Annotated in this window: 13 protein-coding genes; 7 read left to right on the top strand and 6 right to left on the bottom strand. The window is 63.7% G+C overall.

Features of this window, described 5'->3' with window-relative positions; all coding sequences use genetic code 11:
- The first annotated feature begins 15 nt into the window (after positions 1–15).
- Genes U5A89_RS09395 through U5A89_RS09375 form a run of 5 tightly spaced genes read left to right on the top strand, consistent with a single transcriptional unit; the run spans position 16 to position 9,804 of the window.
- Entirely contained in the window at positions 16–1,644 is a 1,629-nt protein-coding gene (locus U5A89_RS09395) for a glycoside hydrolase family 43 protein (protein ID WP_338160894.1), read from the top strand.
- A 2-nt stretch (positions 1,645–1,646) separates the two neighbouring features.
- Complete coding sequence (locus tag U5A89_RS09390; RefSeq protein WP_338160893.1) at positions 1,647–3,206, top strand: glycoside hydrolase family 43 protein; 1,560 nt, start codon at positions 1,647–1,649, stop codon at positions 3,204–3,206.
- The gene (locus U5A89_RS09385) at positions 3,203–5,548 is read left to right on the top strand and encodes a glycoside hydrolase family 95 protein (protein WP_338160892.1); all 2,346 of its coding nucleotides are present in this window, start codon (positions 3,203–3,205) and stop codon (positions 5,546–5,548) included. The genes U5A89_RS09390 and U5A89_RS09385 overlap by 4 nt, the downstream gene beginning before the upstream one ends.
- Positions 5,545–7,443, top strand: coding sequence for an NPCBM/NEW2 domain-containing protein (locus U5A89_RS09380; RefSeq protein ID WP_338160891.1), 1,899 nt, complete (start codon positions 5,545–5,547; stop codon positions 7,441–7,443). Before U5A89_RS09385 ends, U5A89_RS09380 begins: the two co-directional genes overlap by 4 nt.
- A gap of 30 nt (positions 7,444–7,473) precedes the next feature.
- The gene (locus tag U5A89_RS09375) at positions 7,474–9,804 is read left to right on the top strand and encodes a glycoside hydrolase family 127 protein (protein ID WP_338160890.1); all 2,331 of its coding nucleotides are present in this window, start codon (positions 7,474–7,476) and stop codon (positions 9,802–9,804) included.
- A gap of 163 nt (positions 9,805–9,967) precedes the next feature.
- Here U5A89_RS09375 and U5A89_RS09370 read toward each other — a convergent pair whose 3' ends face one another.
- From U5A89_RS09370 to U5A89_RS09350, 5 genes are all read right to left on the bottom strand, one after another.
- Entirely contained in the window at positions 9,968–12,139 is a 2,172-nt protein-coding gene (locus U5A89_RS09370) for an alpha-L-arabinofuranosidase C-terminal domain-containing protein (protein ID WP_338160889.1), read from the bottom strand.
- 38 nt (positions 12,140–12,177) lie between these two features.
- Positions 12,178–14,142 carry a sialate O-acetylesterase gene (locus tag U5A89_RS09365; RefSeq protein WP_445190641.1) on the bottom strand — a complete coding sequence of 655 codons (1,965 nt, stop codon included), beginning with the start codon at positions 14,140–14,142 and terminating at the stop codon, positions 12,178–12,180.
- A 139-nt stretch (positions 14,143–14,281) separates the two neighbouring features.
- On the bottom strand, positions 14,282–15,355 hold the full coding sequence (locus U5A89_RS09360) for an alpha/beta hydrolase (protein WP_338160887.1): 1,074 nt from the start codon (positions 15,353–15,355) through the stop codon (positions 14,282–14,284).
- Positions 15,356–15,401: 46 nt separating this feature from the next.
- A complete protein-coding gene (locus tag U5A89_RS09355) occupies positions 15,402–16,427 on the bottom strand; it encodes a cupin-like domain-containing protein (RefSeq protein ID WP_445190640.1) in 1,026 nt (341 codons plus the stop codon).
- Complete coding sequence (locus U5A89_RS09350) at positions 16,424–17,107, bottom strand: SapC family protein (protein ID WP_338160886.1); 684 nt, start codon at positions 17,105–17,107, stop codon at positions 16,424–16,426. The genes U5A89_RS09355 and U5A89_RS09350 overlap by 4 nt, the downstream gene beginning before the upstream one ends.
- Positions 17,108–17,392: 285 nt before the next feature.
- On the opposite strand from U5A89_RS09350, the gene U5A89_RS09345 reads away from it, so the two are divergent.
- Complete coding sequence (locus U5A89_RS09345) at positions 17,393–20,311, top strand: TonB-dependent receptor (protein WP_338160885.1); 2,919 nt, start codon at positions 17,393–17,395, stop codon at positions 20,309–20,311.
- 21 nt (positions 20,312–20,332) lie between these two features.
- A complete protein-coding gene (locus U5A89_RS09340) occupies positions 20,333–21,919 on the top strand; it encodes a tryptophan halogenase family protein (RefSeq protein ID WP_338160884.1) in 1,587 nt (528 codons plus the stop codon).
- Between the two features lie 21 nt (positions 21,920–21,940).
- On the opposite strand, the gene U5A89_RS09335 is transcribed toward U5A89_RS09340, so the two are convergent.
- Positions 21,941–24,457, bottom strand: a complete 2,517-nt coding sequence (locus tag U5A89_RS09335; protein ID WP_338160883.1) for a glycoside hydrolase family 9 protein — start codon at positions 24,455–24,457, stop codon at positions 21,941–21,943.
- Positions 24,458–24,601 lie beyond the last annotated feature (144 nt).

Raw genomic sequence — 24,601 nt, 5'->3', positions numbered from 1 at the left:
CCCGCTTTACTGTCCATGTCGTTGTTCGCTTTTGCCGCCACGACCGCGCAGGCCGCGCCCGCCCGCTTCGAACGCTTCACCTATCAGGGACAGGCGACCGAGCAAATGTCCGTCAAGCCCGGTGAATATCGCAATCCCATCCTGTCGGGCTATTATCCCGATCCCTCGGTCACCCGCGTGGGCGACGACTATTATCTCGTCAATTCCTCCTTCGCCCATTATCCCGGCCTGCCGATCTTCAAGTCGAAGGATCTGGTGAACTGGACCCAGATCGGCAACGCGATCGACCGGCCCGAACAGCTGGACTTCACCGGCCGCCGCACGTCGCAGGCGGTGTTCGCGCCGGACATCAGCTTCCATGACGGCACCTTCTACATCGTCAACACCTGCGTGGAATGTAAGGGCAATTTCGTCATCACCGCCAAAGACCCTGCCGGTCCCTGGTCGAACCCGATCTGGCTGCCGTTCGAAGGGATCGACCCGTCCATCTATTGGGAGGGGGACAAAGCCTATATCGTCAACAACCGTGCGCCCGACGAAGCGCCCCGCTATGACGGCCATCGCGCCATCTGGGTTCAGGAATATGACTGGCGCGCGGGCAAGATGGTCGGTCCCAGCACGCAGTTGATCAACGGCGGCGTCGACATAAGCAAAAAGCCGGTCTGGATCGAAGGACCACATATCTTCCGCAAGGACGGCTATTATTATCTGACTGCGGCCGAAGGCGGCACCAGCGTCAACCACTCCCAAGTCGTGCTGCGCTCGAAAGACCTGCGCGGCCCCTATATCCCCTATGCGAACAACCCGATCCTCACCCAGCGCGATCTGGACCCCAAGCGGCCGAACTTCATCGGATCGGCGGGCCATGCCACGCTGGTGGAAACGCAGAATGGCGACTGGTGGGCGACCTTCCTGGCGGTGCGCCCCTATACCGACGATTTCTATAATATCGGCCGCGAAACCTTCCTGCTGCAGGTGACATGGAAGGATGGCTGGCCGATCATCCTGCCCAAGGGCGAAGCGATCCCTCATGTCGTCCAAGCCCCCCGCCTGCCTGCCCAGCCCAAACCCGCGCTGCCGACCAGCGGCGACTTCGCCTATACCGACGAGTTCGATGGCAAGAGCCTGTCGATGCAGTGGATCGGCATCCGCACGCCGCGCCAGCCCTTCTATCGCGTCACCGGCGGCGCGCTGGAACTGGACAGCGGCGCCCCGATCGGCGACCTGAACGGCGTCCCCGCGTTCGTCGGTCGGCGGCAGCAGCATGCCAACGCGACCATTTCCACCACATTGCGCTACACGCCGGTCAAGGATGGCGACCGCGCGGGGCTGGCCGCGGTGCAGAGCGACCGCAGCAACCTCTTCTTCGGCCTGACCCGGATTGCGGGCAAGCCTGTCGTGGCGCTCTACACCCGCGATGCGGCAGACGCCGACACGCTCGTCGCCTCCGCGCCGATCAAGAGCACCGGCCCGATCACGCTGACCATCCGCGCCACCGGCGGGACGCTGGCCTTCGACTATGGCATGGGCGGCAAGACCCGCACGCTTAAGGCCGATGTCGATGCGACGTTGCTGAGCACCAAGAAGGCCGGCGGCTTCGTCGGCACGGTGGTCGGCCCCTATCATTACACGCCCGGCGCATGATCATGAACAGGACGTTCTGCCTCGCCCTTGCCCTCGCCGCCACCGCGCTGTCCGCCACCGACGTGGCCGCGCAGGTCTGGCGCTCGGACCAGGGCGACGGCACCTATCGCAATCCGGTGCTGTTCGCCGACTATCCCGATCCAGACATCATCCGGGTGGGTGAGGATTTCTACTTCGTCACCACCACCTTCGCCAACGCGCCCGGCGTCACCATCCTCCATTCCAAGGATCTGGTGAACTGGCGGATCGTCACCCATGTGGTCGATCGGCTGGACGGCGATCCGCGCTACGACCTCAAAAACGGCGGCGATTATCGCCACGGCTTCTACGCCGCCAGCCTGCGCTTCCATAATGACATCTTCTACCTCGCCGTCACGCCGGTGGGACACAAGACGCGCATCTATCGCGCCCCGAAGATCGACGGGCCATGGACCTATAAGGAACTGGACCGCGAAGCCTTCGACCCGGCGCTCTTCATCGACACGGACGGCACCGCCTATCTGGGCACCTCGATCGGCTCCGACGGCACGGTCACGCTGCTGACGCTGAACCAGGATCTGTCCGCCGTCACCGCCGCGCGGAAAACCTATTATAACAAGGGCGCCGAAGGATCGAAGATCATCCGGCACGAGGGCTTTTACTATCTCTTCAACGCCATCCCCGGCAAGCTGGCGATGACCGTATCGCGATCGCGCAGCCTGTGGGGACCATGGGAAACCAAATCCTCCATCGACGATACGACCGGCGGCCATCAGGGCGCGATCGTCGATATGCCGGACGGCAGCTGGTACGGCTTCGTCATGGTGGACAAGGGCGCGATCGGCCGCATGACCAATATCAGCCCGATCTTCTGGAAGGACGACTGGCCGTGGTGGGGCACGCCCGACAAGCCCGATCACGTCCCCGACCGATCGCCCAAGCCGATCCAGGGCCACCCCTTCGCGGAGCCACCCTCTTCCGACGACTTCTCCGCGCCCAAACTCGGCCTGCAATGGCAGTGGAACCATAATCCCGACGACAGCCAATGGTCGCTGACACAGCGGCCCGGCTATCTGCGCCTGCACGCGACACAGGCGGACGGCATCTGGACCGCGCGCAACACGCTGACGCAAAAGGCGCAGGGGCCACGCGCCCGCGCTATGGTGAAGCTCGACACCAGCGGCATCAAGCCGGGCGATATCTGCGGCCTTGGCACCTTCGGCAAATATAACGCGCAACTGTCGGTCGTCGGCGGGGCCAAGGGCGCGCGCAGCCTGCGGATGCAACTCACCGAATCCACCAAGGATGGTCCCAAGACCGACGTCCGCGTCCCGTCCATCCCGATCAAGGGCCGCACCCTCTGGCTGCGCACCGACATGGATTTCACCACCAGCCAGGGCCGCACCGCCTACAGCCTCGACAACCGTCGCTGGACCGATGTTGGCGGCACGTTTCCGCTGGCCTTCGACTGGCGCACCGGTACCTTCCAGGGCCAGCAGATCGCGCTTTCCTGCTATAATGCCGCGCCCACCGGCGGCTATCTCGACATTGACAGCTTCACCCTGTCGTCCCTCAACCCATGAGCGTCAGCCGCCGCGAAGCCGCAATGAGCCTCGCGGCAGGCACGTTGGCGCTCGCCGCCAAGCCCGGTCGCGCGGCCAGCCAAGCGGCGGCGGCACCCAAGCCCACGACCCTCTGGTATCGCCAGCCCGCCGCCACATGGACGGAAGCGCTGCCCATCGGCAATGGCCGTCTGGGCGCGATGATATTCGGCGGCACCACGCAGGAACGGCTGCAACTCAACGAAAGCACGCTCTGGGCGGGCCAACCCTATGATCCGGTCAATCCGGAGGCAAAGGCGGCGCTGCCCCAAGTCCGCGCCCTGATCTTCGCAGGCAGGATCGCCGAAGCCGAAGCCCTCGCCAACCAGACGCTGATGGCCAAGCCGCTTAGCCAAATGCCCTATCAGATGCTGGGCGACCTGATCCTGGACTTCCCCGATCTCGGCGCAACCCACCTTTATCACCGCGAACTCGATCTCGACAGCGCGATGGCGACGACGCGCTTCGACGCAGGCGGCGTCAGCCATCTCCGGCAGGTCGTCGCGTCCCCCACAGACCAGGTCGTCGCAATACGCCTGTCCACGACCGGCGCAGGCAAACTGGACGTCGATATCGGCCTGCGTTCCCCCCAGCGCGACGTTCAGATCGCCGCGGACGGACCCACCGGCCTGCTGATGACAGGCCGCAACGGCGCATCCAAGGGGATTGACGGCAACCTGCGTTTCGCCGCCCGCCTCTCCACGCAAGTCGAAGGCGGCCGCACCACTCACGCCCCCGACGGCCGCCTTCATATCCGTGGCGCAAAGGCCGTCACCCTGTTTATCGCCATGGCGACCAGCTACAAAGGGTTCGCGGACATCAGCGGCGACCCCATCGCCACCACCGCCGCCATCCTCTCCAAAGCCCGCGCCCGATCCTTCGCCACGATCGCCGCCGACACCGCCGCCGCGCATCAGCGCCTGTTCCGCCGCGTCGCCATCGACCTTGGCGCCACACCCGCAGCCGCACTACCCACCGACGAACGCATTGCCGCCTCCCAGACCAGCGACGACCCCGCACTCGCCGCGCTCTATTTCGACTATGCCCGCTACCTGCTGATCGCCTCGTCGCGTCCCGGCGGCCAGCCTGCCAATCTCCAGGGGCTATGGACCGACAGCCTCAATCCGCCCTGGGGGTCCAAATATACGATCAATATCAACACCCAGATGAACTATTGGCCCTCCCAGCCGACCGCGCTGGGCGAATGCGTGACGCCGCTGGTGGAGATGGTCCGTGACCTTGCCATCACCGGCGCACGCACCGCTCGCACCATGTACGGCGCACGCGGCTGGATTGCGCATCACAATACGGACCTGTGGCGCGCCACCGCCCCGATCGACGGCGCGCAATTCGGCCTGTGGCCCACGGGCGGCGCATGGCTCTGCACCCACCTCTGGGATCATTATGATTATAACCGCGATCCTGCCTATCTCGCCTCCATCTACCCGCTGATGGCAGGCGCGGCGCGCTTCTTCCTCGACACGCTGCAACGCGATCCCGCCACCGGCTATCTCGTCACCAACCCGTCCATGAGTCCCGAAAATCCCCACGGCCATGGCGGCACCCTTTGCGCCGGACCGACAATGGACATGGCGATCCTGCGCGACCTGTTCGATCAGACGATCCAGGCCGCGACGATCCTGAATATGGACGCGGCACTGGTCAGCGAAATCCGCGCCGCCCGGGCCAACCTTGCCCCCTACCGCATCGGCCGCCAGGGCCAGCTTCAGGAATGGCAGCAGGATTGGGATGCCGACGCGCCCGAACAGAACCACCGCCACGTCTCCCATCTCTACGGCCTGCACCCCTCGCGCCAGATCACGCCCGACGCCACGCCGGACCTTGCCGCCGCCGCGCGCCGCACGCTCGAAATCCGGGGCGATCGCGCCACCGGCTGGGCCACCGCCTGGCGCATCAACCTGTGGGCGCGACTGCGGCAGGGCGACCATGCCCATGACATATTGCGCTTCCTCCTCGGCCCCGAACGCACCTATCCCAATATGTTCGACGCCCATCCGCCCTTCCAGATCGACGGCAATTTCGGCGGTGCGGCGGGTATGGTGGAAATGCTGATGGACAGCCATGGCGACCTCATCGACCTGCTCCCCGCTTTGCCCCGCGCCTGGCCCACCGGCCACATAACCGGCCTGCGCGCCCGCAACCGCTGCGGCGTGGACATAAAATGGCGCGACGGCCGCCTGGACCAGGCCATGCTGCGCCCCGAACGCGCTGGCAACAGAACGCTCCGCCTCGATGGCCAAAGCCGCACCCTATCCCTTAAAGCCGGCATGCCGGTCACACTGACTTCGAAAGACTTTCTATGACCCTGCGCCGCTTCCTCCTGCCTCTAGCCTTGTTATGCGCCGGAACCACCCTGTCGGCGCAAAGCGCCGATCCGCTCGCCCCCACCGGCCGCTGGAGCGCCTATCAGGCGGGCGATGCCGCCTTGCCGCCGATGGGCTGGAACAGCTGGAACGCGTTCCAGACGGAAATTGACGAGGAAAAGCTGATGGGATCGGCCCGGCGCATCATCGAAACCGGGCTGGTGCAAAAGGGCTATCGACACATCAACATCGACGATGGCTGGTGGCTCAAACGCCGCACCAGCGATGGCAAGCTGATCATCCGCGCCGACAAATTCCCCTCCGCCCGCACCAGGAAGGGCGACCCCTCCTTCCGCCCCCTGACCGACAAGCTCCACGCCATGGGGTTCAAGGCGGGCATCTATTCCGACCTTGGCCGCAACAGCTGTTCGCAGGCCTATTCGACCGGCCCCGCCCAACTGCCCGAAGGCAGCGTGGCGGAGCGCGAAGTGGGCCTCTACGGCCATATCGATCAGGATATCCGCCTGTTTTTCGCCGATTGGGGCTTCGACGCGATCAAGGTCGATGGCTGCGGCATCCGCGCCTTCGCCGCGGACGAAGAACGAGTGACGAGCGGCCGCTTCCGCGCGCTCACCCCGCTGATCGACCAGACATCGATCACCCGCTCCAACGTCCCGGCGGTCAAGGCGCTGTTCGCCGAGATCAACCAGTCGCTTGGCAAGCACAACCCGGACAATGATTATCTCCTCTCGCTCTGCATCTGGGGCAGCGCCAATGTCCGCGCCTGGGGCAAGGATGTCGGCAACATCTCCCGCACCAGCGACGATATCTCGTCCGACTGGAGCCGGATGCTGACCAATTATGACAGTGCCGTCCGCCGCGCGCTCTACGCCAAACCGGGAACATGGAATGATCCCGACATGCTGTTCATCGGCGCGGGCGATTTCGACGCGCAGCATCTGACCGAAGCCCGCTCACACTTCGCGCTCTGGGCGATGATGAACGCCCCGCTGCTGATCGGCGCGGACCTGCGCACCACCCCCCAACCCTTGCTCGACATCTTCGGCAATGCGGGCCTCATCGCGCTTAATCAGGACGCGGCGGGCAATCAGGCCGTCGTCGCCTTCGACAGCGACAGCCTCCATATCCTGGTCAAGACGCTCGCCAATGGCGACAAGGCCGTCGCCCTTTTCAATCGCGGCCTTGCCCCGGTAGACGCGGTGCTGACCGCCGATCATCTGAAGTTCCTGGCCGACCGCGACATCGCCCTCATTGACCTGTGGACCGGCGCGAAAAGCGCCTTCACCAAGGAGACGAAGCTGCGCGTCGAACCGCGCCAGACGCTGGTGTTCCGCGCATCAGGCGCCCGTACCCTGGCGGACGGCGTTTACCTGTCCGAACAGCCCGGCATCGTCAATCCGGCGGTCGACGGCGTCGTCAATCCGCAGCCCGACCCCACCATCTATCGCTCCATTCCCGGCTGGCGCGGCACGCGCGGCATCGGCGAACGGCCCATCCATGCGGGGTGGGGCGGCGCGATGCCCGATGCCACCCCCTACGACCAGCCCCTGTTCGTCGGCGGCAAGGGCTTCGCGTCGGGCATCGGCGTCCTCGCCAACTCTCGTCTTGAAGTGCGCAACAAGGACTTTGCCCGCTTCACCGCCAGCGTCGGCGTGGACGACAGCGCGCTCGAAGCCGATCAGCCCGTCCGCTTCTTCCTCTATGGCGATGGCAAGCCGCTCGCCAGCACGCCACCCCTGCGCCGGGGCGATGCGCCGCAGCCGCTGGCCGCCAATGTGCAGGGCGTCGCCCTGCTCGAACTCGTCGCCCGCGCCGATGGCGTGAAGGGCAACGCCGTCCCCGTCACCTGGGGCGACGCGGCCCTGCGCCGCTAAGATTTGCGCCAGACAAGAAAGACTGCTCCCATGCACCACGTCCTTACCCGTCGCGCCTTGCTGACCTCGGCCAGCCTGCTCCTGCCGCTGTCGCCCACCATGCTGAAGGCCGCGACCCCGCGCCGCGAACGGCGCGCCGAACCAGTCCCCAGCCGCCATGTCACGCTCAAGCCATCGCCCTATGCTGATGCCATGGCCGCAAATCGCCGCTATCTCCTGTCGCTCGACCCCGAACGGCTGCTGCATAATTTCTACACCTCTGCGCGGCTGCCCGCCCCCGCGCCGGTTTATGGCGGCTGGGAAAGCGACAGCATCGCGGGCCACACGATGGGCCACTGGATGTCGGCCGTCTCGCTGATGATCGCCAACAACGGCGACCCGGAACTGACCGCCGTTCTGGACCGCACGCTGGCGTCGATGCAGCGCATCCAGACGGCCGAAGGCGACGGCTATCTGGGCGGCATGACCGTCATGCGCGACGGCCATTATGTTCCCGGCAAAATCGTGTTCGAAGAATTGCGCCGCGGCGACATCCGCACCACCTGGGAATTGAACGGCGCCTGGGTGCCGATCTACGCCCTGCACAAGATCGTTGCGGGCCTGATCGATGCGCATCAACTGGCTGGGCGCAAGGCCGCCCTGCCGATCGCGCTGGGCATCGGCGACTATCTCGCCACCATCGTGGAGGGGCTATCCGACGATCAGGTGCAACAGATTTTGTCGGTCGAACATGGCGGCATATTGGAAAGCTATGCCGAACTCTACGCCTTGACCGGCAACGCGCGCTGGCTGGCCGTCGCCAAGAGGCTGCGCCATCGCTCGGTGGTCGATCCGCTGATGCGCGGCGAGGACAAACTCGCAGGCCTGCACGCCAACACGCAAATTCCCAAGATCATCGGCCTAGCGCGCCTCTACGAAGTCGGCGGCGATACGCAGGACGCCGACGCCGCTCGCTTCTTCCAGAAAACCGTGCTCACTCATCACAGCTACGTCATCGGCGGCAATTCGGAGCGCGAACATTTCGGCCAGCCCGACCGGCAGGGTGAACAACTGACGACCGCCACCTGCGAAGCGTGCAACAGCTATAATATGCTCAAACTCACGCGCCATCTCTACAGTTGGTCACCCAGCGCCGACTGGTTCGACTATTATGAGCGCGCGCAGATCAACCACATGCTCGCGCATCAGCGGCCCGACACCGGCCAGTTCGTCTATTTCATGCCGATGGAGGCAGGCGCCAAGCGCGACTATTCCACGCCCGAAAACAGCTTCTGGTGCTGCGTCGGCTCCGGCATGGAAAGCCACGCCAAACATGCCGACTCCATCTACTGGCGCGACGGATCGACGCTGTTCGTCAATCTCTTCATCCCCTCCACGCTGGACATGCCCGGCGGCATGAAGCTGGAGATGGACACCGCCTATCCGCAAAACGGCCAGGTCAGCCTGACCATCGCGCGCGCTCCGCGCCGCGCCGCCGCCATCGCCCTTCGTCGTCCGGCCTGGGCCGATGGCGCGACCATCGCGCTCAACGGCCAGCCGCTCGACGCGCCGATTGTCGAGGGATATTGGCGCATCGACCGGCGCTGGCGCGCGGGCGATCGCATTGCGATCACCATCCCGATGACGCTGCGGGCCGAAGCCCTGTCGGGCGCGCCCGACACCTATGCCTATATGAGCGGCCCGCTGGCGCTGGCGGCCGATCTGGGCGCGGCCGATGTCCGGTTCGACGGTCCCGCGCCTGCCCTGCTGATGCGCAACGATCCCCGCGATGCGCTGGTCCCGCAAAACCAGCCGCACCGCTATCAGACGACCGATGTGCTGGGGAAACAGCACAACCTCGTCCCCTTCTACCCGCTCTACGACCGGCGCACCGCAGTCTATTTCCGCACCTTCACGCCCGATAGCTGGGCAAAGGAACGCACCGCCTACCAGACCGCCGAAGCCGCCCGCGCCGACCTCGCCCGCCGCACGATCGATATTTTCCACATCGGTGAAATGCAGCCGGAACGCGATCACGCCCTGACCGCCACCGCCGGGGCAGGCGGCGAATTTTACGGCAAGAAAAACCGCTCCCTGCCCGAAGGCGCACAGATGCGCTTCACCATCCAGCGCCGCCCCGGCCCCGCCACGCTTCAGATCACCTATTGGGGCAATGACACCGGCCGCGTCATGCGGATCGCCGTCGATGGCAAGGACATCGCAGTCGAGCGCCGCGAGCGGCGGTCGCAGAATGAATGGCTGGTCGTCGATTATCCGCTGCCACCCACCCAGGCCGCGCAATCCACCGTCACGCTGACCGCGCTAAAGGGGAAAAGCGCCATCTACGGCGTCCGCAGCGTCGAAGCGCGCCCCCTATCATAAGTCCCGTTCGGGCTGAGCCTGTCGAAGCCCTGTTCTTCTCTTCAAGAAGCGCAACCCTTCGACAGGCTCAGGGCGAACGGCGGTAAAAATCGCCTGTTCCCCGGCGCAGGCCGGGGTCCAGTTCCACGCTCTCAACTGTCCCCCAACCCGCGCCAGGTAACGATCAACGCCCCCCACCCTCGATCGGATATTCGAACACCGACGTCGAAAGCGGCGGCACCGTCAACCGCCCATTGAACGTCGGCGCCTTGGCCTGCGTGATCGTCACCCCCGGCTTAGCCCCCACCTTGTTCGCGGCAGCCAGCGATTGCGCGGTAATCCGCCACAGCTTCCCCGCCCCCTTCGCCCGCGCCGATGGCATATCGATCGCCACGCTCTGCGGCTTGAACGTCGCATTGACGATGCCGACCCGCACCGCCTTGCCATCGGGGCTGAGCGCCGCCACCATATCCAGTGGCCAGGTCGCGCTACCCGCCTTCACCTGCGGATGCGCCGATCCCACCACATGCTTGGGGTCGGGCTGCGGCACATTGCCGTCTAGCGCGACCGGCACCGTCCCCGCGCCGAAATGCGCGCCATATAGTTTGAACACCAGCCCGGTCGTGTTCAGCACCGCATCGGTCGGCGTAATGTCCATGGTCGATGCGCCCGACGTGAACGCCGCCATCGTCAGGAAATCGGTATGGCGCAGCATTTCCTGGATCACCATGGAATAGGCCAGCGCCGACTTCAGCGTCGCCCCGTCCTTGGCCATATAGGCATATTCGTCCATCGACATGAAAACGCCCTTGCCATTGTTCGCCTGTGCCATGGCCGGATACCGTTGCCGATAAATGGCCCATTCCTCGGCCTTCATGCGCACATGGTTCGACGGCGACCGCGCGAACTCGATCAGTTCCTCGTCCGCCGGGGCGTTCGGGCGCTCCTCCCCGCGATCATACCAATGTTCGGTGATGCCATCGAACGTTCCCATCGCGTTCGCAAAGAAGCCGCCGGTCCAATCCTCCTCGGTTCCGAATTTCTTCTGGATGCTTTCCAACGACGGGTTTTCCTTCACGTCGCGGGGATGCAACTGGTCGGGCATCGCGCCCGACGCGATCAATGTGATGCCCGGCTCCTTCGCCCGCATCGCCGCGGCAAATTCCTTATGCTTCATCAGATAATAATCGAGCGAGGTCTTGCCGATCTGCCACCAGCCATAGGGTTCGTTGCCGATATTCCACCATTTGACGCCATAGGGCGCGGGGTGACCGTTCGCCGCCCGCTTCGCGCCCCACTCGCTGGTCGCCGCCCCGTTCAGATATTCCACCTCTTCCGCCGCCGAATTGGCGTCGCCCAGGCCCGCATTGACGGTCACATAGGGTTCGACCTCCAGGATGCGGGTCAACTCCATCCATTCGTCCATGCCGATGTCGTTGGTCTGCATCGCGCTCCAGGCATGGTCGAACATCGGCACCCGCTTGTCACGCGGCCCCAGCGCCTGATGCCAGTCCCAATTGGACAGGAAATTGCCGCCGGGCAGGCGCCACATGCCGGACTTGAGCGAACGGACGATCGCCGTCGTATCCGCACGCCAGCCATTGATATTGTCTGCAGGCATCAGCGACACCGCCCCCACGCGGAAGCGCCCGCTGCCCGTCCCCGTCACCTCCAACCGCGCGTCGGCCGACGCCTTGCCCGCCGTGAAGCGCAGCGGCAGTTCCGCCCACCCCGCGCCCGGTGCAGGCAGCGTCACCACCTGCCGTTCGCGCGCCCCTTCGCCCCAGATCAGCGCGACCTGCACCTTGGCCGTGGCATCGCCGCTCAATTGGATGCGGCCGACATAATCCTGCCCCGCCTTGGTCGCCATGCCACCCTGCCCAAAGCCGCGGGGCGCGTCACCTGACAGCGCCACCACCGGGCTATGGCGACCCACGAACGGATCGCTACTATCCATCACAACCGCATCTTCGCCACCGATCGGCCGCCATTTGCGGAAGGCGGGCGCGGGCCGCCCCTCGACCGTGTCTGGCACCTTCTCATCCTTGCTCTCGACCCGCACCGGATAATGGAATTTCCGGTCGTCCAGCATCTCCGCCCACAGCGTCCGGTTCACCAGACCGCCGATCGGCTCGATGAACATGCCATATTCATAAGGTGTCACCGCCGCGCTGGTGCGGCTGGTATCGATCGTCGCGCGGATCGCCTGGGCATCCGCCGAGGCCGCCGTTGCGCTCGCCACGGCCAGCGTCATCCAGCAGGCCGTCGTCCACCTATGGGTGTGTCGCATGGTTTTTCCTCTCCTGTCATAGGCGCGCCGCGACACCACGCCGCCGCGCGTCCCTTCATCCTGCATTGCGTATCCAGCGCCCGCCCCATCAGGCAGGCCAAGCCTCAGCGCACTGGCGCGATCGGCAATTCGAACGATCCGACCGGCAAGGGCGCCTCGTCATACAGGTTCACCACCGGCGACCCCGCCCAGGCATAGCGCACCCGCACCGCTGGCTGGCTGTCGCCGGTCAGGATCACGCGCGCGCCCTCGATCCGGCCGACCACAAAGCGGCAACTGCCCGCCGCCGCGCCGCATAGTTCGAAACCGATCGCCTGCGCCGCGCTACGCGTCTGCAGCCCCCCGGTCAGCCCGGTGAAATCGATCGCTGCGCCGCCATCGGCACTGGCGGTCGCCCGCGCCGCCTGCGGCCCCGTGCGCGATACCGCCTCGCCATAGGCCACCGCCCGCATCGCCCGCGCCAGCCGACGCCCGACCTCCTGTTTTTCCCCCGGATGAATATCGAACGGATCGCCCAGATCGATCGCCGTCGCCAGCCCGCCATGATCGTCCTGCGCCATCGCCTGATATTGCACCTGCCGCATCGCCGCCCAGCCATTCTCCGCAGGCTTGGTGATCGGATCGCCATAGCCCGCCAGCTGCACCGCGACGAAGGCCAGGTCGGGCGATCCGAACTGCTGCCGCCAATCGGCCATCATCGCTTGCATCCGCTGGGCATAGCCCGGCAGGTCGACGTCAGATTCGCCCTGATACCAGGCGACCCCTTTCAACCCGATCGCTCCCAGTGGCGCGATCATGCCGTTATAGAGTGTGCCCACCCCGGTCGTATCGCCCCACGGCACGCGCGGCGCGCCCGGCGGCGACCGGGTCGCCACCGCATAGCGCCACCCATCACTCAGAGGCATGTCCCCTTCCGACCCCAGTGACAGTTTCATCACCTCGGCCGGACCGGACAGGCCGCCATTGGCGTAAGCGTCCAGCACATTGACGACGATCACATTGCGCCCCGGCTTGAACAAGCCGGGCGGTACATCGAAGCTGCTCGGCTGCCAGCTGCGCGCGCTCATGCCCACCGGCTTGCCGTTGATCCACACCCGGCCGACATCGTCCAGTAGCCCCAGCGACAATATGCCGCTCGCCTTGGCCTGCGCCGCCGTCAGGTCGATCTCGCGCCGATACCAGACCATGCCATTATAGTCGGCGAGCGCAGGCACGCCCCATTCTTCCCATGGCCCGATGCGCGGCACATCGTTCCAGGCAATGCCGCTATCGGGCTGCCAAGGCTCCTTACCAGCAGCATCGCCCGTCGCCTTGCGCCACCATTTTTCCCATTCCGCACTCGCCGCCCGCTCCGCCGCGAAAGGATCACGCCCATGCAGCGACACCAGCGCCGATTGCGCGCCCTGCCCGACCGCCGCCTGCGCCCGCGCGCCCATCCATGGGCTGATCCGCGATCCGCCCCAACTGCTGGCGATCGCGCCGATCGGCACCTTGGCCGTCTTGCGCAACTCGCGCGCCATATAGAAGCACGCGGCAGAAAAATCAGCGACGCTATCCGGCCCGGCAGGCCGCCAAGATACCGGCTGCTTAAAATCGAGCAGCGGATTGTCCGCAACAACGCGAGGCACCAGCAGCAGGCGCAATTGATCATCGGCAGAAGTGCGGATCTGCGTCCCGGCATCCTGCGCATTGCGCACTTCCAATTCCATGTTGGACTGGCCCGAACACAGGAACACGTCGCCCACTGCCACATCCTGCGCGGTAACGCTGCCCGACGCCGCACGCGCCTCCAGCCGCACCGGCCCGATCGCGCTGGTCGGCGCAAAGCGGGCCTCGAACCGACCGTCCTTGTCCGCTCGCACCTCGCGGGTTTCCATCCCAAATGTTACCGCAATCATTTCTTGCGGCGCACCGCGTCCTGTTACGATCACGGGATGATCGCGTTGGATCACCGCATGGTCGCTGAACACAGGATCGAATTGTGGCACCGCCCATGCAGCCATGGGCATCAACGCAGCACCGCTCAAAAAGAAGCTTGACAAGCATCTCAAATGATCGCGCGAAAACATGGCCGTCGGCTCCTCCCACAAGGGTCAGCCCTGTGCCGGACCGTTGCCGTAGAGATAACCGATTTTCACTCCGTCACAACGATTTTGTTATCGCTATCTAAAATCGATGACCAGCCGCGCGATAAACGCTCACAACTGTCTAACTCCCTGTCGCAAAATCCAGATGCCGGTCGAAAAACGGCAGCACCTGATCTTGAAACCGCCACGCGACCCGATTGGTATGGTCGCCCTCATATATCGCGAAACTATTGCCGATGCCGTTGCGATCCAGCACTTCATGCAGCGCTTGCGCGTCGCCTTTCAGCCCGTCCTTGTCACCGACATCGATCGCAATCGCCTTATAGCGGCGCAGGTCGCCGATATATTGATCCACGAACGCCAGCGGCGCATTGGCCGCCCATTTGGCCAGCACCTCGTCTCTCACCATGCCATCCTTGACCGGCAAGTCCAGGTAAAGCGGCGGGTTCTTGGGATTTGGCGACCATGCCGCCGCCGCCGCGAGTTGCCCGCGTAACATGAAGGGCAGCTTGGCCGAATTGGCTGGCGTCCTGACCGCGTCCCAAGCCTTTATCGACGCCGCGTCCGTCGGCCCGACGCTGCGCGCCGACAGGCAGCAGGGACTCATCATATAAAGCGCGCCGAACATATCGGCATGTTTCATGCCGATGCGACTGGTGCCATATCCGCCCATGCTATGCCCGGCCAGCCCCCGGCTTTCCCGCCGGGCAATGGTGCGGTAATGGCCGTCGATATAGGCGATCAGGTCGCGCGCGATGAAGGTTTCGAAGTCCCCGGTCGTCACCGACCGTGAATACATCGACCCATTATGCACCGTCTTGGAATCCGGCAGCACCAGGATCATCTCCTTCGCGCCCTTGGCGAAGGCGTTCTGCGCCGTCGTCGCCAAGTGGATTTCCTTACTCCACTGCTCCGCCCCGATCGAATAGCCATGCAGAGCATACACCACCGGATAGCGCCGCGCCCGGTCCTTGCCATAGCTGGGCGGCAGCACGACCAGCACATCGCGATCGGCGGCATCGCCTTCCAGATTGCCTTCGATCGTCGGGGCATGCACCTTGATCCGTTCGATCGTCACCGCCTTTGCCCCGGCGACCGCAGCCGGACCGTCCGTCGCCATCTGCGCCGACACCGGCATCGCCGCTGTCGCCATGATCGCCGCCACAGCCACCGTCATCCATGTGATCCGCCTCATGCCAGCCTCTCCTTTCAGCTATGAATTATGCTTTTCTCAAATCGGCTTAGCCGCCCCGCAGCATCCGCATCACCAAAGTCCGGATGCGGCCGTAATTGCCCTGCGCCAACGGCCCCAGCACGCCATGTTTCTCTTGCGGCAGATGCGCCAAGGGATGCCCCTCGGCGCGGAACACATAATGGTCGAAATAGGCCCGCCATGCCGCCCGTTCGGGCGCGGGCCTTTCGGCAATGGCGATCATCGCCAGCAGCAACGCCGCATAGGGCGAATCCGGCCCGGCCGCGAAACCGTCCCACCAATAGTTTACCAGGATATTGACCGGATCGAGCGCCTCGACCTGATGCCACCACAGCTTGGGCAAATAGAGCGCATCGCCAGGGTGCAATTCCACGACGATGGCCTTCGCCCGCGCCGCTGCGAAACGTGGATAGGCGGCTGCGCCCTCGGCAACACCCGCCGCCATCGACACGGGCTGCCCCGACAGCGTGTGATCGATCGGCCCGACATACAGGTCGCCGATCGCCTCTGGCGGATAAAGGGTAAAGCGCCGCCGCCCCGCCACGACACAGGCCAGATTATCATAGCTGTCATAATGGCAGGCGACGGTCGATCGATTGCCCAGCCAGATGCGCGGCCGCACATGCCCGTCCAGCACGCGACTGGGATTATCGTCCGCGAAACCGGGGAAATAGGCATCCGTCGGCAGCGACCCGACATAGCCGGTTTCGTGCCCCGTCCCGGCATTGGCCCCAATCCGCGCCAACGCATCGCGCACGTCGATCGCCTCGCGCGCGAAGTTGAACCCGCTTAGCCCCTCACCATAATGATAGCGCCCCTCAAGCGATGCTGGCGCAGAGAAATATTCCGCTGTCAGCCCGGCGTCATAGTGCCCCAGATAAGCCATCGCCGCATCCGGCCCTTGCGCTGCGGCCGCGACGACAGGCCAATGGCCGCAATGCCCGCGAATCACGACCGGTCGGCACGACAACGCCAGCGCGCGCAAGGCGTCGGCATCGCCCACGTCCGACGCGTCGCATTCGTCCAGGCTCGATGCGGCGCTTACACCCGTCACAGCATCGACGCCAGCCGCTCGTTCCGACGCCGCGCCATCAACGCGATATGCTGCAGCGACGTGATCATGGCATAGGCGCATTGCATATGCCCGGCCCGGAACAGGTCGATCACCGCCGCATCGTCAAGTTCGCCCAGCGCATCGAGGCTGACAGTATATAGCCCGTCCAGCCGCAGCCTTTCCCCATCATCGAAGTTGAGCGAGACGTCGATCGGCTCGACCAGCCGATAGGATAGCAGCTTGGCGATAAAGGCCTGCGTCGCTTCTTCGCCCGCCATCAACCGCCCCAACGCCCCCTGCGCCGCCTGCATCGCCGCGGTCGGCCGCCCGTCGCGATCGAACAGCGACTCCCCATCACCCGATGCGAATCGATCATGCGCCCGATCCAGCGCGATATTATCCTCGACCGCGAAAAATCCCGCCCTGGCGGCCTCCAATGGACGAAAGGCAGGCTTCCCATCGGGCGAATCCGTCAGATTTTCGCCTGGCTTGAACCCCATCAACGCGGCGACATAAAAGGCGCCCGTATCCGACCTTTTCGATAGCAGCAGCGGACAGGCCACGGCCGCGGCCGGAAACTCGCTCAGCACTACGCGCACGAACGGCCCGCTCCGCTCATCCATAGCGCGCATCCGCACTGTGGCATGGGCGTCACTATTCACCAGTTCCAGCGATTCCATATCCTCTCCTTCCAACGATTTCCCGGCTTCCCATCACCACATAAATGGCCTGTTTTCATCAGACCTGCCCGCTCTCGCGCGCTGTGACAATTACACCTACAATTTCTCTTGATCGCTTGTTTCGATAGCGCTAACATTTCTCTTAGAAAAAAAGAAGAGCAAGGTAAGGATGACGACATCTGCCAGATAGGCAGGGCTTCCCATCACCTTGATCCATAAAAAATGATCGCTGCAGCAATCATGCTTCGGCGTTCGGGCGAGACAAGTCTGAACTTGGGGAGGATCATGAAGTACAATATTAATAATATGCGCGTTGCGCGTCGTCGCACCACGCTCGCAGCCACCGCCAGCCTACTGGCCGTGGTGGTCGCCGGTCAGGCTGTCGCCCAGGAAAGTGCATCAACGACGATCGCGCCTCCAGCCAGCGAATCCGATATCGTCGTCACCGGTATTCGCGGCTCGTTGCAGCGCAATCTTGACATCAAGCGCACATCGTCGGGCGTCGTGGACGTCATTTCGGCGGAAGACATCGGCAAGTTCCCGGACTCTAACGTCGCCGCGTCACTGCAGCGCCTACCGGGCGTTTCGATCAACCGGGCGGGACCGCGCGGCGAACCCGATGGCATCACCGTGCGCGGCTTTGGTGGCGATTTCAACGAAACGCTGATCGACGGTCGCCGCATTTCCACGGCTACGGGCGGTCGGTCGGTCGACTTCACTACGGTCGGTGCCGATTTCGTCGGCCAACTCGCCGTATTGAAGACGCCGGACGTGTCGCTGTCCAGCAGTTCGATCGGTGCGACCGTCAACATCTCCTATCCCAAACCGTTCGACAGTCCAGGCACCCGCGTAGCATTCAGCGCGGCGGGATCGATCCAGGATGATGCGGGCAAGGTTGTGCCGACAATCGGCGGGCTGTTTAGCAAGACCTTTGCCGATGACACGATCGGCATCCTGATCGACGGCATCTATACCCGCCGCGATACGCAGGTGAATCGCGTATATGTTTCGGGCTGGCAGGGCGGTCTGTTCGCGCCGTGCCAATTGGCAGGTAGCAGTGCGGCAACCTGTGCGCCGTCCGATGACCCCGCGGCGGCGGCTAGCGACCGCAAGAGCGTCGTAGGCTGGTATGGCCAGCAATATGGGGCAGACCAGCGCTACACCAAAGACGAGCGCATCGACGCCCGTATCGCGCTGCAATGGGCGCCGTCCGACGATGTCGTCCTGACATTGGACGACAATTATTCGCGGCAGAAGATCGTCACCGATATTTCCGGTTTCGGCGTTTGGTTCAACCAGGGGTCGATGCGCAATGTCGAGCAGGATGAAAATGGCACGACGATCGACTTCGTGCAGCAGGGATCGCCAACCGACTTTACCGCGGGCACCGATACACGCGTTCTGGAAACCAACCAAGTCGGCCTGAACCTGAAATGGGACGCCACCCCCAATCTGAAGATCGAAGCCGACGCCAGCTATTCCAAGAGCCGCCAGAATCCGGGTGGCGAGATCAGCAGCGAAAATGGTGACATCGGCTATGGCGGTCTGCTCGGCACTGCAAATGGCATCCGTGTCAGCGGCAGCAGCAGCAAGGCTTTGCCGGAATTGACCGCTTATGGTCCCAACGGTGACGCATCACGCTGGCTCGACCAGGCGATCCTGGGATCGCACGTCACTGTGCGGCAGCAGCAGCTCAACAGCGACGCGATCAAACAATTCCGGTTGGGCGCTACATGGGCGCAGGATAATCTGACCATCAAATTTGGTGGCCGCTACATGGAGGATCAATTCAAACTCCAGAACAGCAGCACCTTCACCAACAATTTCTGGCAGGCCTATGCTGGCTATGGTGGGCCTTCCGGGCAGGGCAGCGGCGTGTTGATTCCTTCCAGCCTCATTCAAGGCGTGATCAGCACAAACAATTTCATCCCTGGATTTTCAGGCGTGCTACCTCCTGGCTTATTGAAATATGATGCCAAGGCATATCAGCGTTATCTGGAAAGCCTGGGCAATCCATATGCGCAAAACGTGCCGGGCTTTAACTATCCAGTCCCAACAGACACGACCAATGGCTTGCTCGGCTATCGCGGCACGTTAGATCTGCTGCTTGATCCCGGCAGCGTTCAGGATGTGCGAGAGAAAACTTGGTCTGCCTATGTCAGCGTGAATTTCGAAGCTGATGTCGCTGGGATGCCGTTCCACTTCAACGCCGGTGCGCGTGAAGAAATCACAAAGCTGGAGTCTGCAGGTATCGGACGTTTGCCGATCTCCATCACCGGCAGCACGGCTGATAAGACGTTGCTAACGGTCGGCTTCGGCGAATCGCAGCCAATCTCGACCAGGAGCAGCTATTCCTACTTCCTGCCCAGCCTCGACATGAAGCTGGAACTGACGGACAAGCTGCATCTGCGCTTCGATGCGTCGCGCACGCTCACGCGACCAGCATTGAACACACTGACGCCGGTTCTGAACGTAGGTAGTGGCCAGCGTGTCGGCGCACTCACCGCAACCGGTGGCAATCCTAATCTGAAGCCCTATCTTGCCGACAATTTCGATCTGGCAGCGGAATGGTATTATCAACGCAACTCCTACGCATCCGTCAATTTCTTCATCAAGGATGTGTCGAACTTCGTAGTTCAAGGCGTGCAGCGCCAGACGATCAACGGCGTGATCGATCCGACGACCGGCGCGGAAGCCGTTTTCTCCGTGTCGCAACGGGTCAACGGTCCGTCGGCAACAATCAAGGGCGTCGAACTGGCATGGCAGCATGTCTTTGGCGACAGCGGTTTCGGCTTCAATGCCAACGCCACTTTCGTCAAGACGAACAAACCCTATGACGAAGACAATCTGTCGCAGAGCGGCTTTGCGGTGACGGGCCTCGCCAATTCGGCAAACCTAGTGGCCTTCTACGACAAGAACGGCTTCCAGTTCCGTACTGCGGTCAACTGGCGCGACAAATATCTGCGTGAATTTGGTCAGGCGCAGAATAACTCGGCCTTTGGCGCGGAACCGACCTTCGTCAATTCCAGCCTTCAGGTCGATCTGAGCACCAGCTACCAGATCACCGAACGGATCAGCGTCTTTGGCGAAGCGCTGAACATCACCAATGAGACGGTCAGCACCCATGGCCGCTTCAGCAACCAGTTGCTGGACGTTTATGCCTATGGCCGTCGCTTCACGGCAGGCGCACGCTACCGCTTCTAACCCTGTCCCGCCCTGGAGAGGATGTCGGTTGACATCCTCTCCCCTTTCATGGGTAGTTTCCGCATGGTCAGTCCCGTCCGCAACATCATCATCGTCGGCGGTGGGACTGCCGGCTGGTTGACGGCGGGCGTCATCGCCGCGCGTCACAAAAGTCGCATCGGGCGCGACTTCACCGTTACGCTGGTCGAATCCCCCAACGTTCCCATCATCGGCGTGGGCGAAGGCACCTGGCCCACGCTGCGCACGACCTTGTCGCGTATGGGCGTGTCCGAAACCGATGTCTTCCGCGAATGCGATGCCTCATTCAAGCAGGGCGCCCGCTTCGCCCGCTGGACCACCGGCGCGCCAGGCGACGGCTATTATCATCCGCTGATGCTGCCCCAGAATTTCGGGCAGGTGAACCTCGCCCAGCACTGGCTGGCGGATGAAGGCGACGAGAGTTTCTGCGACAGCGTCTGTGCGCAGGGACGCATCTGCGACGACGGGCTGGCGCCCAAGACGATCGCGACGGCGGAATATGATGCGCTGGCGAACTATGCCTATCATCTCGACGCGGGCAAGTTCGCCCCCTTCCTGCAACGCCATTGCTGCGAGAAACTGGGCGTGCGCCACGTTCTGGCCGATGTCGAAGCGGTGCTGATGCAGGACAATGGGGACATCCGCGCCATCCGCACCACCCAGGCAGGCGAGATCGCAGGCGACCTGTTCGTCGATTGCACCGGTTTCAAGGCGTTGTTGATCGAAGGCGCGATGCAGGTGCCGTTCAAGGACTGCAACGACGTCCTGTTCTGCGACACGGCGCTGGCGATGCAAGTGCCCTATGAGCACCCAGACAGCCCGATCGCGTCGCATACCATCTCCACCGCCCAAAGCGCAGGCTGGATCTGGGACATCGGCATCCAGACGCGCCGGGGCATCGGCCATGTCTATTCCAGCAGCCATATTTCGGACGAAGCGGCCGAACGCGAATTGCGCGCCTATATCGGCCCCGCCGCCGATGGCCTGAACGCCCGCAAGATCAAGATCCGGTCTGGGCACCGCGAAACATTCTGGAAAGGCAATTGCGTCGCGGTGGGCCTGGCTGCCGGGTTCCTCGAACCGCTCGAAGCCTCCGCCATCGTGCTGGTCGAATTGTCGGCCAAGATCATCGCCGAACAAATGCCCCCCTGCCGCGAGGTTATGGATATCGTGGCCGCGCGCTTCAATGCGACGACCCAGTATCGCTGGGGCCGGATCATCGATTTCCTCAAGCTCCATTATGTGCTGACGCAGCGCACCGACAGCGATTTCTGGCGCGACAATGTGCGCGAGGAAACGATCCCGGATCGGCTGAAAGACTTGCTGATGCTCTGGCGCTACCAGTCGCCCGGTTTCCTGGACGAGTTCGATCGGGTCGAGGAGGTCTTCCCGGCGGCCAGCTATCAATATGTCCTCTACGGCATGGGCTTCAAGACACAGGTGCATGTCCCCGACCTGTCGCGCGACACCCATCTCGCCAGCCGCGCATGGCGGGAGAATGCCGCGATGACAGCGAAGCTGCGCGCGGGTCTGCCGCGCCATCGCGATCTCATCGAAAAGATCGTGGCCCACGGGTTGCAGCCGGTCTGACCGGCCGCAACCCGCACTCTCTTATTGTCCGCCGCTCAGCCGGTTGGCGGCATTGGCGAGTTCGATCCACGCCGCGCCTTCGGGGATGACATATTCATTCTCGCCCCAGAAGAACGGCCAGTCCTCGTGATTTTCCGGGAAGTCCGGCTTCACTACTAGTACGCCGGGCACCACCCCGCCCGCAATGAAGGAAAAATCGGCACGGTTATTACCATAAGCGACTTCCTTCGACACCGTGCCAACGCCCGATACAAAGCTGATGTCGGACCCCGGATGATGCCCCGTCAAGAAGGCCACGCCCCGCAACGTCGCATCCGGCCCGACGATCTCCGGGAAAGCGCGGTGCAACGCCTCCCCCGTCAGAGCATAGCCTAGCACCGTGCCGGACCCTGCCCAGCCACCGGTCGTGATCGGCACGCCGAACGGATTGGCTTTAGCCGTGGCCGCGCTCTCGGCCTGCCACTTCCGCACCGCAGGGATCATCGCCTTGCGATAGGCGGCGGGCATGAACGGGATCGCCGCCACCGCAGTCTGCGCGTTGAAGCCGAAGCCCTTTTCGACCTGGGGCCACAGCGCCATCACCGCCCTGGCATAGACGGGCTTGCGCGTCGTGCGCAGCAATTCCACCGCCGCGCCGAACATCTCCGCCTCCAGCGGCCCGCCGGTCGTATTGCCATGGCGGAATGTGTCAGGCGCGTGGCCCTGCTCCTCCCGCCACACCTGCTCTGCCGTCGTTAGCGCGCGTTCGGCCAGCGCATCGTCCTGCCCCTTCAGCACCCGCGCCGCCGCCGCCAGCCCGGCGATGGACCCATAGTTGAGCGCCGACGCCTTGCTGGTAAAGGCCCAGCGATCGTCGGGCGTGCCGCTGCGCCCATCCTTCACCTCGCCGGGCTTAAGCGAAGGGTCGTATGGCAACCCGTCGGTCTTGTTCGCCGCGTCGCCCAGATGGGTATATTGCGCCACGTCCGGTTCGACGATGCCATGGATGGCATGCCCCACCGCATCGAACTGCGCCAACAATTGCAGCGTGCCATGCGCGACCTGCTGCACCATGTCCGGCTTGCCGTCGGGCACATGCATCTCCACATGCCGTCGCGCCTGATCGACTCTGACCGTGTCGCGGGTCAGGCCGTAGCGTTCCTGCGCGTCGGCGAGCGATCGGATCACCTGATATTGCGACTGGGTGCGAATGTCGAAATCGCCCGCATCATACCAGCCGCCGACATTCAGCCCCGGAATATGCTCGCCCGGCTGAAAGCGCGTGTCGGTGGTCGGTCCCTGCCGATAGAGGTCGATATGCTCGTGGTTCACCGGCGCCTGCCGCGCGTCGTCGCGATGGGAATCCCCGTGCCAGCTGCGATAGGCTTCGTTGACCGAAACATGGTCCATGGCGACAGGGAAATAGACATCATTGGTGGGGTGCCAGGCATCGGCATAGACGTCCGCGGCGATACGGAACGGGGCCGTCTTCACGTCGCCATAATCCAGCCGATAGAGGCCTGGCTCCCGCACGGCGCTGAAATCCATCTGGAGATAATGGTAGCGCAGATAGTCGCCCCATTCCCGCGCCGCCGCCGTCGGCACGGTGGTTTCCGCCCCGTCCGCGCCGATGCGGATCAGCCGCAGCGGCGGCCTGCGCTTGTCGTTGCGGTCCAGTTCGACGGTAGCGACCTTCGGCCCACCCGGCGCATAGCCCAGCTGCGAATGGGCGATCACCGGCGTGCGCAGCCATGTCGCGTCACCCTGCGGCGTGACCGTCCATTGCAACACCGTGCCGGTCTTGCCTGCAGGCAACATCGACCGCAGCACGAACCAGCCATTTTGCGCCTGATTGCGACCATCATAGAGCGCGATCGGCGCGTCCCCGGTGATGGTAATCCGGCGCGCAGGGTCTTCGGGCGCCAGTACGAAGCGCTTGCCGCTGGCGATCGGCAGCGGCTCGGCCCCCGGCCCCTCGCTTCGTCCACTCGCCGCATTGCGTTCCGCGCTCAGCGCCATCGCGTCGGCCGAGTATAGCGGAAAGATGCCTGTACGGTCGTCCGCCATATAGGCATGATGGAAATAGGCTGACGGCAGGAACTCCAGATTGAACCCCGCCTTCCCCGCCAGCGCCTGCGGCACCGGCTGGTCGAGGATCACGCTCAGCCGCGCACCGCTGCCGTCCCGCTCCGCCCGCACGACATAGTCCCAGTCATATTGGGCGTAGCGCAGCGTCGTTTCCACGACCCCGGTGGCGGCATCCACCTTGCGGCTGACGAGCGCGGCGGCAGGATCCCATTGCCCCGGCGTCACGGCCAGCCGCACATCGCCGTTGGTGGCGCTGCGCACCCCGCGCTGGATGATCTCTATCCCGCCGATCTTGGCGTCGGCGAACAAGCCGTCATACCAGTTGGAAAACGCCAGGATGTTGACCGCCGGGCCTTCGAAATAGCCCTTGTCATTCAGGCGCAACGCGCCATCATCCTGCGCCATTGCCACCCCGCTGGCGCTGCCCAGCAGCGTGGCGATGCAGATTGCGGACGTCAGCCTGAAGCGCATGGAAATCCCCTCCTTGTTTGCGCTACCAAATTTCACAAGGCGCACATTTGTTGCGTTGGTAACATGTGGGTAAATCACAACACAAGCGCCAAGACAGAGATTGCGTTGCATTCATGATAGCGCTATCTCAATTCGCTATAAAAG

This window comes from Sphingobium sp. HWE2-09, assembly GCF_035989265.1.
In the GTDB taxonomy this organism is placed as follows: Bacteria; Pseudomonadota; Alphaproteobacteria; order Sphingomonadales; family Sphingomonadaceae; genus Sphingobium.
Note: the sequence above shows the minus strand (reverse complement) of the source record. Positions and strands in the feature narration are given on the sequence as shown.